This is a genomic window from Stenotrophomonas sp. TWI1151, assembly GCF_039673135.1.
Classification (GTDB): Bacteria; Pseudomonadota; Gammaproteobacteria; order Xanthomonadales; family Xanthomonadaceae; genus Stenotrophomonas.
In genome coordinates, this window is the sequence record NZ_JBDJLA010000003.1 from 207,740 (window position 1) to 222,561 (window position 14,822).

At 66.9% G+C, this 14,822-nt stretch carries 16 protein-coding genes; 2 read left to right on the forward strand and 14 right to left on the reverse strand.

Annotated features, from left to right (window positions below):
• Nucleotides 1–4: 4 nt before the first annotated feature.
• The 10 genes from ABE422_RS06750 to ABE422_RS06795 all read right to left on the reverse strand — a co-directional run bounded on the left by ABE422_RS06750 (nt 5) and on the right by ABE422_RS06795 (nt 8,211).
• Nucleotides 5–385: a DUF2946 family protein gene (locus ABE422_RS06750; protein WP_313211905.1), complete on the reverse strand. Its 381-nt coding sequence runs from the start codon at nt 383–385 to the stop codon at nt 5–7.
• Between the two features lie 99 nt (nt 386–484).
• Nucleotides 485–2,272, reverse strand: coding sequence for a DUF885 family protein (locus ABE422_RS06755; RefSeq protein WP_346482703.1), 1,788 nt, complete (start codon nt 2,270–2,272; stop codon nt 485–487).
• Between the two features lie 180 nt (nt 2,273–2,452).
• Nucleotides 2,453–2,794: a lipid-A-disaccharide synthase N-terminal domain-containing protein gene (locus ABE422_RS06760; protein ID WP_088432293.1), complete on the reverse strand. Its 342-nt coding sequence runs from the start codon at nt 2,792–2,794 to the stop codon at nt 2,453–2,455.
• Entirely contained in the window at nt 2,794–3,516 is a 723-nt protein-coding gene (locus ABE422_RS06765; RefSeq protein ID WP_313211908.1) for a glycosyltransferase family 2 protein, read from the reverse strand. Before ABE422_RS06765 ends, ABE422_RS06760 begins: the two co-directional genes overlap by 1 nt.
• A gap of 87 nt (nt 3,517–3,603) precedes the next feature.
• A complete protein-coding gene (locus ABE422_RS06770) occupies nt 3,604–4,569 on the reverse strand; it encodes an SDR family NAD(P)-dependent oxidoreductase (protein WP_346482704.1) in 966 nt (321 codons plus the stop codon).
• Between the two features lie 87 nt (nt 4,570–4,656).
• A complete protein-coding gene (locus tag ABE422_RS06775; protein ID WP_019185615.1) occupies nt 4,657–4,965 on the reverse strand; it encodes a helix-hairpin-helix domain-containing protein in 309 nt (102 codons plus the stop codon).
• 35 nt (nt 4,966–5,000) lie between these two features.
• A complete protein-coding gene (locus ABE422_RS06780) occupies nt 5,001–5,924 on the reverse strand; it encodes a ParB/RepB/Spo0J family partition protein (protein WP_313211910.1) in 924 nt (307 codons plus the stop codon).
• Nucleotides 5,924–6,721 (reverse strand): ParA family protein, encoded by a 798-nt coding sequence (locus ABE422_RS06785; RefSeq protein ID WP_019185613.1) that lies wholly within the window; start codon nt 6,719–6,721, stop codon nt 5,924–5,926. The genes ABE422_RS06780 and ABE422_RS06785 overlap by 1 nt, the downstream gene beginning before the upstream one ends.
• Before the next feature lie 201 nt (nt 6,722–6,922).
• Nucleotides 6,923–7,561 (reverse strand): 16S rRNA (guanine(527)-N(7))-methyltransferase RsmG, encoded by a 639-nt coding sequence (rsmG, locus tag ABE422_RS06790; protein ID WP_346482705.1) that lies wholly within the window; start codon nt 7,559–7,561, stop codon nt 6,923–6,925.
• A gap of 50 nt (nt 7,562–7,611) precedes the next feature.
• Complete coding sequence (locus ABE422_RS06795) at nt 7,612–8,211, reverse strand: 4'-phosphopantetheinyl transferase superfamily protein (RefSeq protein ID WP_346482706.1); 600 nt, start codon at nt 8,209–8,211, stop codon at nt 7,612–7,614.
• A gap of 90 nt (nt 8,212–8,301) precedes the next feature.
• Between ABE422_RS06795 and ABE422_RS06800 the strand changes: the two genes are divergently transcribed.
• The gene (locus ABE422_RS06800; RefSeq protein WP_123729793.1) at nt 8,302–8,553 is read left to right on the forward strand and encodes a GlsB/YeaQ/YmgE family stress response membrane protein; all 252 of its coding nucleotides are present in this window, start codon (nt 8,302–8,304) and stop codon (nt 8,551–8,553) included.
• A 63-nt stretch (nt 8,554–8,616) separates the two neighbouring features.
• On the opposite strand, the gene xth is transcribed toward ABE422_RS06800, so the two are convergent.
• On the reverse strand, nt 8,617–9,384 hold the full coding sequence (gene xth, locus ABE422_RS06805) for an exodeoxyribonuclease III (RefSeq protein ID WP_346482707.1): 768 nt from the start codon (nt 9,382–9,384) through the stop codon (nt 8,617–8,619).
• Between the two features lie 258 nt (nt 9,385–9,642).
• On the opposite strand from xth, the gene ABE422_RS06810 reads away from it, so the two are divergent.
• Nucleotides 9,643–9,876 carry a hypothetical protein gene (locus ABE422_RS06810; protein ID WP_346482708.1) on the forward strand — a complete coding sequence of 78 codons (234 nt, stop codon included), beginning with the start codon at nt 9,643–9,645 and terminating at the stop codon, nt 9,874–9,876.
• Between the two features lie 163 nt (nt 9,877–10,039).
• On the opposite strand, the gene ABE422_RS06815 is transcribed toward ABE422_RS06810, so the two are convergent.
• The 3 genes from ABE422_RS06815 to ABE422_RS06825 form a co-directional block, all read right to left on the reverse strand.
• Nucleotides 10,040–11,455 carry a coniferyl aldehyde dehydrogenase gene (locus tag ABE422_RS06815; RefSeq protein WP_346482709.1) on the reverse strand — a complete coding sequence of 472 codons (1,416 nt, stop codon included), beginning with the start codon at nt 11,453–11,455 and terminating at the stop codon, nt 10,040–10,042.
• A gap of 181 nt (nt 11,456–11,636) precedes the next feature.
• On the reverse strand, nt 11,637–13,292 hold the full coding sequence (locus ABE422_RS06820; protein WP_313219263.1) for an MFS transporter: 1,656 nt from the start codon (nt 13,290–13,292) through the stop codon (nt 11,637–11,639).
• 66 nt (nt 13,293–13,358) lie between these two features.
• Entirely contained in the window at nt 13,359–14,786 is a 1,428-nt protein-coding gene (locus tag ABE422_RS06825) for a DcaP family trimeric outer membrane transporter (RefSeq protein WP_313211921.1), read from the reverse strand.
• Nucleotides 14,787–14,822: the final 36 nt, after the last annotated feature.

Consider the following 14,822-nt stretch of genomic DNA (forward strand, 5'->3'; position numbering starts at 1 on the left):
GGCATCAGATCGCTATCGGAGGACGCAGCAGGTTCTCGGGCGGTTGGGTGCGCAGTTGCGCGATCAACCCGGCAGGGACGCCGTGGCTGGGCGCGGCGGGCAGGCTCCAGGCCATCGCGGCCATCGGCAGCACGCCGCCGTGGCCATGGCAGTGGCCGCAATGCACCAGGGCATGCAGCCAGTCTTCGTTGCCGTCGTCATCGCCCGGTACATCGGCGGCGGCGTCATCCAGGCTGCCATGCACGTCGCTGCTGTCCGCATGCACGCTCAGGTGGATATCGGCCAGGGCCGAGGCCAGCGAGCTGCCGAACACGCCCACACCGACCACCACCAGCATCAGCAGGCGGAGCAGCAGGGACGGACGCGGGCGGGCACGACGGAACATGGCCCGCAGGGTAGCCGGGCGTGAAGCCGTTACACAATCGCAGCCCGGCCGCTTGGTTCACGTTGGCCGGGGCCGGCGCGATGGCCGGCCCCGCGCACCTCAGCTGGCCGCAGCCTTGCGCTGGGCGATGAAGGCCTGGATCTGTTCCTCCAGGACCGGCAACGGCACCGAGCCCTGGCTGAGCACCGCGTCGTGGAAGGCCTTGACGTCGAAGCGGTCGCCCAGCTCCTGCTCGGCCTGCGCGCGCAGGCGCACGATCGCGATCTCTCCGAGCTTGTAGCTCAGCGCCTGGCCCGGCCAGGAAATGTAGCGATCCACTTCGGTGGTCACTTCGTGCTCGCTCAGCGCGGTGTGGTCGCGCAAGTAGGACAGCGCCTGCTCGCGGGTCCAGCCCTTGTGGTGCACGCCGGTATCGATCACCAGGCGCGCGGCACGCCACATCTCGTAGGTCAGGCGGCCGAAATCCTCGTACGGGGTTTCGTAGATGCCCATCTCCACGCCGAGCTTCTCGCAGTACAGGCCCCAGCCTTCGCCGTAGGCGGAGATGTAGTTGTTGCGGCGGAACGCGGGCTGCTCGCCCTGCTCTGCCGCCAGCGCGCCCTGCAGGGCATGGCCCGGATCGGACTCGTGCAGGGTCAGCGCGGGAAGGTTGTACAGCGGCCGCGCCGGCAGGTTGTAGGTGTTGAGCCAGTAGGTGCCCATGCCACCGCGGCCGGCGGTCCAGAACGGGGCGATGTCCGGCGGCACCGGCACGATGGTGAAGCGCGCACGCGGCAGCGTCATGTACTTGCCGATCACGCCATCCACGCGCTTGGAGATCCACGCCGCACGATGCAGCAGCTCATCCGGGGTCTTGGCGTAGAACTGCGGATCGGTACGCAGGAAGGTCAAGAACTCGGCGAAGCTGCCCTTGAACTCGACCTGCTGGATGATGCCGTTCATCTCGGCCTGGATACGTGCGACTTCCTTCAGGCCGATCTCGTGGATCTGCTGCGGGGTCAGGTCCAGCGTGGTGTATTCGTGGATCTGCTGCTTGTAGTACGCCTTGCCGCCCGGCATCGCCTCGGCGGCCAGGGTGGTGCGCGCCTGCGGGACGTACTCGCTGACGAAGAAGGTGCGCAACGTGCCGAACGCCGGCACCACGCTGCCGCCGATGGCCTGGCGCGCCTGTTCCTGCAGCTGCGCCTGCTCGGCGGCCGGGATGCTGGCCGGCAGCTTCTTGAATGGCGCGTACAGCGGCGACTGAGTCGGGTCCTTCAGTTCGGACACGGTGGCGATCGAGACCTCGCGGCCATCGAGCACTGCACGCGGCACGCTGAAGCCGCGCTTGAGACCGGCACGCATGTTCTCGGTCTGCTGCTCGAAGTAGCGCGGCACATCGTTCAGGCGCGCGATGTAGTTGCGATAGTCCTGCACGGTCTTCATCTCGCGCCGGGCCATGAAGGACAGGTTGGACCAGAACGAGGAGTCCGCGTTGAACGGCATTTCGTAGGCGCGCAGGCGGACATCGGCAGCCAGATTGAACACCTGGTCGCGGTAGATCGCGTAGTTGATGCGGTTCTCGGCCGAGAGTGCCTGGGTGTCGACCTTGTCCAGCTGGGCCAGGACGTCGTCCCAGACCTTCAACCGGCCCTGCTGCGCGGCGGCGCCGACATCGGGCATGCGGGTGGCGTTGGCCGGGCCGTCGCCGTCTTCGCTGGCTTCACCACCACCGGCTTCGCGCCAGGCCCATTCCTTCTCGTAGATGGCACGGAACTGCGCGTCGGCAGGGCTTTCAGTGGCCAAGCTGGCCGGGGCGGCAGCCGGGGCGGCCGGAGGCGCAGCCAGGGCAGTGCCGGCGGGAAGGGCCAGGGCGAGCAGCAGCGCAGCAACGAGCGGTGATTTCACGGTCAAGGGTTCCCGAGGGACGGCAAACCCCGATCATGGCACCCGGCGAAGGGGCCGCGCATGGATCAAAGGTCCTGCCCGCGTCGCGGGCAGGACCGGGGACCGGGGACCGGCCGCAGGCTGGGACCCCAGCGCCGAAGGCGCGAGGTAGCCACCGACCGTTGGTCGGTGGGCACGCCCTCAATGCGCCGCCTTGTCCCGCTTCCAACCACGGTGCGCGATATCCAGCTTCAGGCTGTACAACGCGGTGAAGGCCGGGAACAGGTTCTGCAGCACGCCCACCGAGTCCTGCTTGGCCGAGAACAGGAAGTAGCTCAGCGTCATCAGGCTGCCGACCACGCTCATGTACCAGAACAGGCGCGGGATCACCGGCTTGCCGGCGCGGCGCGAAGCCACGAACTGGACCAGCCAGCGCCCGCCGAACATCAGTGCGCCGGTGTAGCCGATCAGCTTCCAGCCGGTGACGTGCAGGCCGGTCCAGTACAGCCAGGTCAACGGCTGGTCGAGCCAGTGCAGTTCCATCAGCGTTCTTCCACAGCGGTGCGCTTGCTGCGCGTGATCAGCCAGGCGACCCCGCGCAGGTCGCGGATGCCGACCAGGGCGCGGCCGAGGTTGTTGTACTTGGATACGCCCGCGGTGCGATGCCGATGATTGACCGGCACGCTGATGGTCTTCCAGCCGGCACGCTGCATCAGCGCCGGCAGGTAGCGGTGCATGTGGTCGAAATACGGCAGGTCCATGAACGCGGCACGCTCGAACAGCTTGATGCCGCAGCCGGTATCGGGCGTGTCGTCGCGCAGCATGCGCGCGCGGATCGCGTTGGCCCACTTGCTGGCCCAGCGCTTGCTGCCCGAATCCTGGCGATTGACGCGCCACCCAGCGAACAGCTTTACCTCGCTGGCGGCGGCAGCGCGCGCGGCGAGCAGCCCGGGGATGTCGGCCGGATCGTTCTGGCCGTCACCGTCCAGGGTGGCGATCCACGGCGCGCGCGCGTGCTTGACGCCGTTGCGCACCGCGGTGCTCTGCCCGCTCTGGGTGACATGGTGCAGCACCCGCAGTTCCGAGGTGGTGGCCTTCAGGGCCTGCAGCACCGCCAGGGTGTCGTCGCGCGAATGGTCGTCGACATAGACGATTTCGAACTCGATCCGTCCGCGCAGCGCGGTGGTGATCTCGTGGATCAGGGGCGTGACGTTGTCGCGTTCATTGAAGACCGGGACGACGACCGACAACTGGGGTTGGCTCATGGTCGGACTCTGCGAATGGCCAGGATCGAAAAAGAGCGCGCATTTTCCGCACCCGAGGTTATCCGAAGATGAATGGGTCCGCGTGTGTCAGGCGTGAGCACCGAAATAATCGCGGCACCAGGCCACCACCGGCGGCAGACCGCGCTCGATCGGCATGGCCGGCGCGTAGCCGAACGCGTCATTCGCCCGCGTGGTATCGGCCATGGTGCGGACCATGTCGCCCGGCTGCATCGGCTTGTAGACCTTCTGCGCTGGACGTCCGGCGGCGGCCTCGATGACACCGATGAAGTGCTCCAGCTCGATCGGCGTGTGATTGCCGAGATTGAAGACGCGATGCGGAACGACCTCGCTGGACGGATGCGCCAGCGCGCCGAGGATACCGTCCGCGATGTCGGAGACATGTGTGAAGTCGCGCTGCATTTTTCCGTCGTTGAACACGTCGATCGGGCGGCCGGCCAGCACCGCGCGCGAGAACAGCAGCGGTGCCATGTCCGGGCGGCCCCACGGGCCATACACGGTGAAGAAGCGCAGGCCGGTGGCATGCAGGCCGAACAGCTGGGCGTAGGTGTAGGCCATCAGCTCGTTGGCGGCCTTGGTCGCGGCGTACAGCGAGCGCGGCTTGTCGATGCGCTGGTCTTCGGAGAACGGCGGGGTCGCCGAATCGCCGTACACCGAGCTGCTCGAGGCATACACCAGATGGGCCACGCCGCGATGGCGGCACAGCTCCAGCATGTTGACGAAGCCGGTCAGGTTGCTGTCGACGTAGGCATGCGGGTTCTCCAGCGAGTAACGCACGCCGGCCTGTGCGGCCAGATGGATGACCCGGGTCGGCTGGACCTCGTCGAACAGCGCGGCCAGGCCGTCGCGGTCGGTCAGGTCGAGCACGCGGATGTCGGCGTCCGGGCACAGCGCGGCCACGCGATCGCGCTTGATCTGCGGATCGTAGTAGTCGTTGTAGTTGTCCAGGCCGACGACGCGCTCACCGCGCGCGAGCAGGGCCTTGCAGGTGTTGGCACCGATGAAACCGGCTGCGCCGGTCACGAGAATCGTCATGGGGTCCGTCCGTCATACTTGCCACGTATCAATACAGTGCTTTCCCGGGACGCCCGCGTGGCGTTGCACACGTCCCGATGGTCCGCTTCACCAGAGGCTGAGCGGCGCTTCCTTGGCCAGGGTGGCCTTGCGTTCCTTGCTGAAATCCCACCACGGTCGCGGCGCTTCGCCCTGCATGAAACGCAGCACCGACAGAAATACATCGATCACACAGGGGTCGTGCATCACCCCGGTGCGCAGACACAGCTGCGCGTACATGTCGTAGGCATCGCGGCCGCGCAGATGCGCTGGCACGCGGATGCCGATCAGACGGAGATCTTTCTCACAGGCCGGCCCGACATTCGGCAGGTCGGTCAGACGCAACAGATGGTTGCGGTCGACCTTGGTGGGGTTCATTGGTTGGGGGAAATCCTCTGACGCCTGCGGGGGACTCAGCCCTTCTGTGCGCGAAGTCGGTCGAGCACGCCATCCAGCGTGTCCAGGTCGGTGTAATGGATGATCAGCTTGCCCTTGCCGCCACGGCCATGGGCAATCGCCACGCGGGCGCCCAGCGACTCGGACAACTCGGTTTCCAGCGACGCGATATCGGCCTGCGGCGCGGCGGCGGTGGGCTTCTTGCGCAGCGCGCCGGGCACTTTGCCAGCAGCGAACTGCTGCGCGCGGTGTTCCACTTCGCGCACCGACCAGCCCTGGTCGGCCGCTTCCTGGGCCAGCTTGCTGGCCAGTTCCGGCGCCAGGGTGAGCAGCGCGCGGGCATGGCCCATTTCCAGCCGGCGGGTTTCCAGCAGCAGGCGGATCGCGATCGGCAGCTCCAGCAGGCGCAGCAGGTTGGACACCGCCGCACGCGAGCGGCCAACGGCCTGGGCGGCCTCGGCATGGGTCAGGGCGAACTCGCTGATCAGCCGCTGCAGCGCTTCGGCTTCCTCAAGCGGGTTGAGGTCTTCGCGCTGGATGTTCTCGATCAGCGCCATCGCGATGACGGTGCGGTCTTCCAGCTCGCGCACCACCACCGGCACTTCGTCCAGGCCGGCCAGCTGCGAAGCGCGCCAACGGCGTTCGCCGGCCACGATCTCGAAACTGTCCGGGCCCAGCTGGCGGACCAGGATCGGCTGGATCACGCCCTGCGCCTTGATCGACTCGGCCAGCTCGGCAAGCTTGGTCTCGTCCATGTCGCGGCGCGGCTGGTACTTGCCCGGCTGCAGATGGCCGACCGGCAGCTTGCGCAGGCGTTCGCCCGGCAGCGGTTCGACCACGGCCGCCGCCTGCACCTGTGTCACCGCCCCCTTGGGCCCCAACAGCGCGTCGAGGCCGCGGCCGAGGCCGCGTTTCTTGCCGAGGGCAGGCTTGGTGCTCATCAGGCGGTCTCCATGGCCTTGTCGGCCTTCTTGCGTTGGTTGTTGCGACGGATGATCTCGCCGGCCAGGCCGAGATAGGCAACGCCACCGCGCGAGGCACGGTCGTACCCGACGATGCTCTGGCCATGGCTGGGTGCCTCGGCCAGGCGCACGTTGCGCGGCACGATGGTGCGGAACACCTGCTCGCCGAAGTGCTCGGTCAGCTCGGCCGACACGGCATTGGCCAGGTTGTTGCGCACATCGAACATGGTCCGCAGCACGCCCTCGATCTCCAGCGCGGGATTGAGGTTGGCACGCAGTGCTTCGATGGTTTCCACCAGCGCGCTCAGGCCTTCCAGCGCGTAGTACTCGCACTGCATCGGCACGATCACCGAATCGGCGGCGGCCAGTGCGTTGAGCGTCAGCAGCGACAGCGCCGGCGGGCAGTCGATCAGGATGTAGTCGTATTCGTCGCGGATAGGGGCCAGCGCGCGCTTGAGGCGCTGCTCGCGCTCGCTCTGGTCCATCAGCTGGATCTCGGCGGCGGTCAGGTCGATGTTGCCCGGGAGCAGGTCGAAGCCTTCCGGGGTCTTGACCCGGACCTCGGCCGCAGTGCTTTCGCCCAGCAGCAGATCGCAGGTGGACGCGGCGACTTCGCGCTTGTCCACGCCGCTGCCCATGGTCGCATTGCCTTGGGAATCGAGGTCGACAAGAAGCACGCGCTTGGGTGCAGCAGCCAGGGAGGCGGCCAGATTGACGGCGGTCGTGGTCTTGCCGACGCCACCTTTCTGGTTGGCGATGGCGATGATGCGGGCCATGCGGGTGAGCCTCATCGGCAGGGAGTGGGACTGGTCATTATGCGTATACGGGGCGTGTCATGCACTGTGAGATGCGCGGAAGGCACGCGCCGCAATACCGCAGCGACGCCCACGGGCATGCAGATGGCGCCGCGTGGGGCCACCGCAGGAGGGGGGCGGGACGACCGTGGGGCGGGCGATGCAGGCGGTGAGATCACCGGCTCACGGGCCGGTGACCACCACCAGATGGCGCTCGCCGGTCAATCCGGGGACGCTCAGCGGCACCACCTTCTCCACCGCCCAGCCGGCCGGCAGCTGCGCGATCTCGTCGTGCGGGTACACGCCTTTCATCGCCAACAGGCGGCCACCCGGGCGCAGCAGATGCCCACCGACCCGGATGATCCCGGCCAGGGTATCCATCGCGCGGGCGGTCAAATGGTCATAGGCGGCCGGTTCGGCCAGCGCCTCGGCGCGCGACTCGGCCACGCGGGCGTTGCCCAGGCCCAGCTGGCGCACAGCCTCGCGCATGAAGCGGGCCTTCTTGCCGTTGCTCTCGACCAGGGTCACCTGCAGCTGCGGGCGTGCGATGGCCAGCGGGATGCCCGGCAGCCCGGGGCCGGTGCCCAGATCGGCAAGGTTGCCGGTCTCCAGGAACGGCTGCATCGCCAGCGAATCGAGCAGATGGCGGGTCACCATCTCCAGCGGATCGCGGATGGCGGTCAGGTTGTAGGTGCGGTTCCAGCGGTCGAGCAGGGTCAGGTAGGTCAGCAACGGCGGTGCCAGCGCGGCATCCAGCTGCAGGGCGGCCAGGCCGCGCTCAAGCGCATCGGCCACGCCGGCGGGGAGGGTGTGTTCTGTCATGGCACCATTATCGCAGGTCGGTAGAGCCGACCGTTGGTCGGCGCCCCATCTCACATCGCATGCCAGGCCAGCGCCGCGCGGAAATCATCGGCTGCCTGCCACTCATGCAGGTGCCAGCGCCCGGCCGGCCCCAGTTCCGGATCGCACCAGGCCAGATGCAGGCCACCGTCGAGGCCGGGCGCGAGCTGCAGCCGGTGCAGACCGAAGGAGATGCCCTGCCCCTGCGCCTTCAACAGCGCTTCCTTGGCGCACCACACGCGGAAGAACCAATGGTTGCGGGCGTTCTCGTCCAGCGATTCCAGCCAGGCGATCTCGGCCGGGTGGAAGAAGCGCTGCACGATGTCCAGCATCCGTGGCCTCGGGCGCAGCGGCTCCAGGTCCACGCCAAGGCGGACGCCTTCACCGAGGGCGACCAGCAGCTGCCCATGGCTGTGGCTCCAGCCGGTCCCGATATGCGCCAACGGGCCATGCAGCTCTGGCCGGCCGCGCGGGTCGCGCTGCAACGGCACGTCCTCCGGCGCCCCGCCCAGCTGCTCGGCCAGCAGCAGCCGGGCCTGGGGCTCGCCCCGGGTGCCCGGCACATGCGGCAGGCGCCAGACCGTGACCGGGCCGAAGCGCCAAGGGCCGTCCAGCGTCGCCGGCAGGGTCATGCCACGGCTCCGCCATCGCGGCTGCACGACGATTTCACAGGGTGTGCCGTCCACTGCAGGGGTTGCAACCGCACAGAGGGAGTCAACGTTATGGGCATCATCATCTGGTTGATCGTCGGCGGCATCGTGGGCTGGCTTGCCAGCATCATCATGAAGCGGGACGCGCAGCAAGGCATCATCCTCAACATCGTGGTCGGCATCGTCGGCGCATTGCTGGCCGGTTGGCTGTTCGGCGGTGGCATCAATGAAGCGATCACCATCCGCACGTTCCTGTTCTCGTTGATCGGCGCAGTGATCCTGCTCGCGATCGTGAATCTGTTTACGCGCAGGAACGTGCGGTAACGAACGCACGTACAAGGTTTGATCGACAAGGCCCGGCACTGCCGGGCCTTGTTGTTTCCGCGGTCAGCCCAACTGCACCCAGGCCGGGGCATGGTCGCTGGGGCGCTCCCAGGTGCGCGGCTCACGGTCGATGCCCGAGGCCAGCGCGCGCGCCTTGAGCGCGTCGGAGACCAGGGTCAGGTCGATGCGCAGGCCCAGGTTGCGCCGGAAGCCGGCCGCCCGGTAGTCCCACCAGCTGAACACGCCCGCTTCCTCGCTGTGCAGGCGGAAGGCATCGTGCAGGCCCAGCTGCAGCAGCTTGTTCAGGGCACCGCGCTCGGCGGTGGAGGTCAGGATGTGGTTCTCGTTCCAGACCAGCGGGTCGTGCACGTCGCGGGCATCGGGCGCGATGTTGAAGTCACCCATCACCACCAGCTCCGGGTACCTGGCCAGCTCGGCCTCGACCCAGGCATGCACGGCCTCCAGCCAGCGCAGCTTGTAGGCGTACTTGTCGGTGCCCACGTCCTGGCCGTTGACCACGTACAGGTTGATGATGCGCACGCCGTTGACGGTGCCGGCGATGGCGCGCTTCTGCTCATCCTCGAAGCCGGGGATGCCGATCTGCACGTCCTGCGCCGGTTCCCGCGAGAGCAGCGCGACGCCGTTGTAGGTCTTCTGCCCGGCAAACACGCTGCGGTAGCCCAGCCCGGCCAGCACCGCGTCGGGGAACTTGTGGTCCTCCATCTTGGTTTCCTGGATGCCGACCACGTCCGGCGCGAACGCCGTGAGCCATTGTTCCAGGTGCGGCAGGCGCACGTTGAGCGAGTTGACGTTCCAGGAGGCGATTTTCATGCGCGCCATTCTACCGGTAGCCACCGACCGTTGGTCGTTGGAGCCGGTAGTGCCGGCCGCTGGCCGGCAGCCTCTCGCGTCCGGGCACGCAGATTTTTGCCGCACGCCTGCGTCTCCCGCTAGGCTCTGGCCCACCCCCGCTAGCGCAGATATCCCATGAACGCAGATGCCTTCGTAGCAAAATGGTACGCGGAGAAAGCGAACCTGCTCGCCATGGCATGGACCCCAGGCACGGCGTGCGCAGCAAGGATTGCCGCGATGGACCTGTCGTCCGAGCAGACCCAGCTGTTGCGGGAGATGCTCGACGTCTTCGCCACCGACACCCTCTACACCCTGCTGCTCGGGTTGGATGGCAGCGCCGCGCTGGGCGGCGACCAGCGCCACTACACCCTGCTGGACGAGGACGGTTCGGTGATTGCCGAGGAAGGCGATCTTGAAGCTGCGGCCTATGCGTGGTTCCACGAAGGCCGATCGTCACAGCCGGGGCGTTGATCGTTCTTTTCTCAACGTCAAGCTCGAGCAGGCCCGATGCTTAGGCACGGCCGCGTGAGCCGAATAGACGTGGTAATCGGCTCACCAGCGCATCGGTTCGATTTTTTGCGCGGGACCCGGGCAGCCGAGCAAGTCTCGACGTTACCGTGTAACACGCTAAGGTTCACCGCACCATCATCTTCAACATCCCGGCGATCTTCGAATACGGCGGCTTGAGCAGATCGCTGGCGGCCCAGCGCGACTGCCACAGGATCGGCAGCTGCTTGCTCATCGCATCGAATCCGGCGCGCGCGTGGTACGCGCCCATGCCACTCGGGCCAACACCGCCGAACGGCAGCCCATTGACCGCGAAATGCAGCAGCGTGTCGTTGACGGTGACGCCGCCGGCCACGACCTGCGCCAGCACCCGTTCTACCTGCACACGTTCGTGACTGAAGATGTACAGCGCCAACGGGCGGTCACGGGACTGCACCGCCGCGATGGCGGCGTCCAGATCCGGATACGCGCAGACCGGCAGGATCGGACCGAAGATCTCCTCGCGCATCAGGGCCAGATCGGCCGGCGGATCGAGCACGATGGTCGGCACGATCAGCCGCTCGCGCTGCGCACGCTCGGGATCGACCGTCGCCAGTTCGATCACCGGCACGCCCCGCGCGCGGGCTTCATCGAGATAGCCACGCAGGCGCTGGTATTGGCCGTCGTGGATGATCCGGGTGTAATCGGCGGTGTCACTGAAATCGCCATAGCGCGCCTGCACCTGGGTCTGCAGCTGCTGCACCAGCTCGCGCTGGCGATGGCCGTCGATCAGCACGTAGTCCGGCGCGATGCAGGTCTGGCCGGCATTGAAGAACTTGCCGGTGGCCAGGCGCGCCGCCGCCTTCTCCAGCGGGTAGTCGCTGCAGACAATGGCGGGGGATTTGCCGCCCAGTTCCAGCGTGAGCGGGGTCAGGTGCTCGGCAGCGGCCGCCATGACCTTGCGGCCGATGGTGGTGGAGCCAGTGAACACCAGGTGGTCCAGCGGCGAGCCGGCCAGGGCGCTGGCGAGGTCTCCATCGCCCTGCACGACCGCCACGCGATCGGAGGGGAAAACCTCGGCCAGCAGGGCCTGCAGGAAGGCGCTGGTGTGCGGCGTGTGCTCGGACGGCTTGAGGATCACGTGGTTGCCGGCGGCGATCGCGGTCGCCAGCGGAATCAGGGCCAGGTTGACCGGGTAGTTCCACGGCGAGATCACCCCGACCACGCCCAGCGGCACCGGCCGGGTCTGCGCGCGCGCCGGCCAGAACCGCCAGCCGACACCGACCCGGCGCGGCCGCATCCAGCCGCGCAGATGGCCGCACAGATGATCGATGTCGCCGAGCACGGTCATGCCATCGGCGATCAGCGATTCGTGGGTGGAGCGGTGGCCGAAGTCGGCCGAGATCGCCGCGGCCATTTCCGGCAGGCGCGCCTTGAGGGCCGCGCGCAGGCGCTGCAGGTCATCGCGGCGCTGTTCCAGCGTCGGGCGATTGGCCTGCCAGGCGGTGCGCAGGGCGTGCAGGATCGCGGGAAGCGCGGCGGGATCGGTGTGGGCATCGCTCATGGCCCGACTATAACGGCAGGCTGCGTGAGAGCGGGTCAGGGTAGTGCCGGCCGCTGGCCGGCAGCCTCGCACGCGTGCCCGTCGATTGATCGGGAGCCGGCCAGCGGCCGGCACTACCCAGGACACAAAAAAGGGCCGCGATTCGCATCGCGGCCCCTTGGTCATACCGTGTGGCGCACCGTTACTTGGTGATGTCCACATCCTTGGTTTCGTGCAGGAACAGGCCGCCCACCACGACCGTCATCAACGCGATGATGATCGGGTACCACAGGCCGTAGTAGAGGTTGCCGGTACCGGCCACCAGCGCGAAGGAAATCGCCGGCAGGAAGCCACCGAACCAGCCGTTGCCGATGTGGTAGGGCAGCGACATCGAGGTGTAGCGGATACGCGTCGGGAACAGCTCGACCAGGTAGGCGGCGATCGGGCCATAGACCATCGTCACGTACAGCACCAGCAGCCACAGCATGAAGATCGTGCCGGGGATGTTGATGCGCGCATTGTCAGCCTTGGCCGGGTAACCGGCGGCACCCAACGCACCCTTGAGCTCTCCGCCGAAGGCATCGCCCTTGGCCTTGAGTTCTTCCTTGGTCAGGCCTGCAGCCTCGTAGGAGGTCACGGCGGTGGTCCCGACGTTGACCGTCGCCAGCGTACCGGCCGGTGCCGGCTTCACTTCATAGGGCACACCGGCTTTGGTCAGGGCCGCGGTGGCCACGTCGCAGGAGCTGGTGAACTTGCGCAGGCCGACCGGATCGAACTGGAACGAGCAGGTGTTCGGGTCGGCATTGACCAGCGCCGGCGAGTTGGTGCGGGCTTCTTCGATGGCCGGGTTGGCGAAGTGGGTCAGGCCCTTGAAGATCGGGATGTAGGTGATGGCGGCCAACAGACAGCCGGCCAGGATGATCTTCTTGCGGCCGATACGGTCGGACAGCCAACCGAAGAAGATGAAGAACGGCACGCCCAGTGCCAGGGCTGCGGCGATCAGCAGATAGGAGGTGGTGGCGTCGACCTTGAGCATGCTGCTCAGGAAGAACAGCGCGTAGAACTGGCCGCCGTACCACACCACGGCCTGACCGGCTGCGGCACCGAGCAGGACCAGCAGCATCAGCTTGAGGTTGCCGTCCTTGAGGCTGTCACGGAACGGGGTCTTGGAGCCCTTGCCTTCAGCCTTCATCTGCTGGAACAGCGGGGATTCGCTCAGCTGCAGGCGGATCCACACCGAGATGCCCAGCAGCACGATCGAGACCAGGAACGGAATACGCCAGCCCCAGGCTTCGAACGCTTCATTGCCCAGGAAGTAACGGCAGGCCAGGATGATCAGCAGCGACATGAACAGGCCAAGCGTCGCGGTGCACTGGATGAAGCTGGTGTACAGGCCACGCTTGTCGGCCGGTGCGTGCTCGGCGACGTAGGTCGCCGCGCCACCGTATTCGCCACCCATCGCCAGGCCCTGGGCCAGACGCAGGATGATCAGGATCACCGGGGCGGCGAAACCGATCGACGCATAGTTGGGCAGCACGCCGACCAGGAAGGTCGAGATGCCCATGATCAGGATCGTGACCAGGAAGGTGTACTTGCGGCCGATCCGGTCGCCGAGGCTGCCGAAGAAGGCCGCGCCGAACGGGCGCACGAAGAAGCCGGCCGCGAACGCCAGCAGGGCGAAGATCATGCCCGTGGTTTCATTGACGCCGCTGAAGAACTGCTTGGCGATGATCGCGGCGAGCGAGCCGTACAGGAAGAAGTCGTACCACTCGAAGACGGTCCCCAGGCTGGACGCGAAGATGACCTTCTTGTGTCCCTGGGTAAGTTGGGCTTTTGTTGGTGCGGGTGTGGTGGACATAAGACGCTTCCCCTCCGAAGCAATCGTTGTGTTGTGCCGGCTGTACACCGGCAATCGTTTTTTCTTTTAGAAGCTGTATTTCGTCGTGAACTGCAGGCGGCTGATATCGCCCTTGCGGCCATCCTCGATCTCGCGCACGCCGTACATCAGCTCGGCGCCGACATCGACCTTGGGCATTGGTGTGTAGAACACGTTGCCGCGGATGCTCTGCACGCTCTTGGTGACCAGCGGGCCAAGGCTGCCGTCGTTGTCGTAATCGCTGCGCGCGTAGATCAGGTTGGTGCGCAGCTTCGGAGTGAAGGCATGGCGCCAGCCCACATAGCCGGCCAGCACGCCGGTCGGGTTGAGTTCGTCGCGGGCGATGTCATACGCGGTATCGGCGGTGACGCCCAGGCCGATGTAACGTGCGATGCCTTCGCCACCGGTGACCTGGTAGTGCAGCGTATCGGTCGGGCCCATCACCCACTTGCCGCCCAGGGTGAGGCCGCCGGCGATCTTGTCCGCATCGGCACCGGTGGTCTGGTTGTCGACCTTGAGCTGGCGGACCACGCCGCCGACGCCGAAGGTGCCCCAGTCACCCTTCCAGCCATAACGCAGGGTCAGATCCGGCAGCGCGCCGCGATCGGAGTTGCTGGCCACGTTGGTCCACGCGCCGGTGACCGGGTTGCGGGTGCCGGTGAGCAGCGTGGTTTCCGGGTTTTCCAGCGCGACGCTGAAGCCGCCCTGGGTGTAGCGGATCTGTGCCTGGCGCACGAAGATCACACCATCGGTCGGGCCGACGAAGTCCGCCGCTTCCGGCAGCGACGCGGCGTCCATGAAGTTCGACCAGGTCTGGCCGGCCATCCAGTTGTTCCAGTACATGTAGGCGTGACGCAGGGTCGCACCGTAGGTATTGGTCGCGGTCTGGTTGCCCAGTGAGTTGCCGAAGAAGTCCATCTCGAAGAACGCACCGGACTTGTTGCCGGCCTCGCTGACATTGTCGATGCCAAGATTGAAGCGCGAGAACTTGGCGTGGGCGTTGTAGTCCACGTCCGAACGCTTGCCGCTGCCGCCGGCACCGGCCACCGGGGTCTGGCCCGGCAGGTACAGCGCGCGACCGGTGGCATCGTCGGCCAGCTGACCGTCGCCGGTCTGGGTGGCGAGGAAATCGGCCTTGATGAAGCCGCCGATCTTGACCGTGGTCCCCGGCGCGGCGCCCGGGGTGATGGTGGTGACCTGGATCGGCTGCTTGCCGGCCGGCACGGTGGCCGCCACCGGTTGCTGCGCCTGCACGGTGCGCACCGCGGTGACATCGGTCTGGGCCTGGCTGATCTGGACCTGCTGTTGCTGCTGGTTGTTCAGCAGCAGCTGGACCTGGCGCTCCAGTTCCACGACGCGGGCTTCCAGTGCTTTCTCTTTTGCGGTTTCGGCGAACGCCATGCCTGGCGCGATCAATGCGACGAACATGGCGGCGGCCAACGGCCGGCGTGTCGTCCTCAGCAAACGGTGGCTCATGTTGCCCTCTCTCCCGGGTGGCAAGGTGATGCCGCG

Bases quoted from the DNA above. Each gene is read 5' to 3' on its own strand.
- ABE422_RS06750 (WP_313211905.1), bottom strand. From the start codon at position 385: ATGTTCCGTCGTGCCCGCCCGCGTCCGTCCCTGCTGCTCCGCCTGCTG.
- ABE422_RS06760 (WP_088432293.1), bottom strand. From the start codon at position 2,794: ATGGAACTGCACTGGCTCGACCAGCCGTTGACCTGGCTGTACTGGACC.
- ABE422_RS06765 (WP_313211908.1), bottom strand. From the start codon at position 3,516: ATGAGCCAACCCCAGTTGTCGGTCGTCGTCCCGGTCTTCAATGAACGC.
- ABE422_RS06770 (WP_346482704.1), bottom strand. From the start codon at position 4,569: ATGACGATTCTCGTGACCGGCGCAGCCGGTTTCATCGGTGCCAACACC.
- ABE422_RS06775 (WP_019185615.1), bottom strand. From the start codon at position 4,965: ATGAACCCCACCAAGGTCGACCGCAACCATCTGTTGCGTCTGACCGAC.
- ABE422_RS06780 (WP_313211910.1), bottom strand. From the start codon at position 5,924: ATGAGCACCAAGCCTGCCCTCGGCAAGAAACGCGGCCTCGGCCGCGGC.
- ABE422_RS06785 (WP_019185613.1), bottom strand. From the start codon at position 6,721: ATGGCCCGCATCATCGCCATCGCCAACCAGAAAGGTGGCGTCGGCAAG.
- rsmG (WP_346482705.1), bottom strand. From the start codon at position 7,561: ATGACAGAACACACCCTCCCCGCCGGCGTGGCCGATGCGCTTGAGCGC.
- ABE422_RS06795 (WP_346482706.1), bottom strand. From the start codon at position 8,211: ATGACCCTGCCGGCGACGCTGGACGGCCCTTGGCGCTTCGGCCCGGTC.
- ABE422_RS06800 (WP_123729793.1), top strand. From the start codon at position 8,302: ATGGGCATCATCATCTGGTTGATCGTCGGCGGCATCGTGGGCTGGCTT.
- xth (WP_346482707.1), bottom strand. From the start codon at position 9,384: ATGAAAATCGCCTCCTGGAACGTCAACTCGCTCAACGTGCGCCTGCCG.
- ABE422_RS06810 (WP_346482708.1), top strand. From the start codon at position 9,643: ATGGACCTGTCGTCCGAGCAGACCCAGCTGTTGCGGGAGATGCTCGAC.
- ABE422_RS06815 (WP_346482709.1), bottom strand. From the start codon at position 11,455: ATGAGCGATGCCCACACCGATCCCGCCGCGCTTCCCGCGATCCTGCAC.
- ABE422_RS06820 (WP_313219263.1), bottom strand. From the start codon at position 13,292: ATGTCCACCACACCCGCACCAACAAAAGCCCAACTTACCCAGGGACAC.
- ABE422_RS06825 (WP_313211921.1), bottom strand. From the start codon at position 14,786: ATGAGCCACCGTTTGCTGAGGACGACACGCCGGCCGTTGGCCGCCGCC.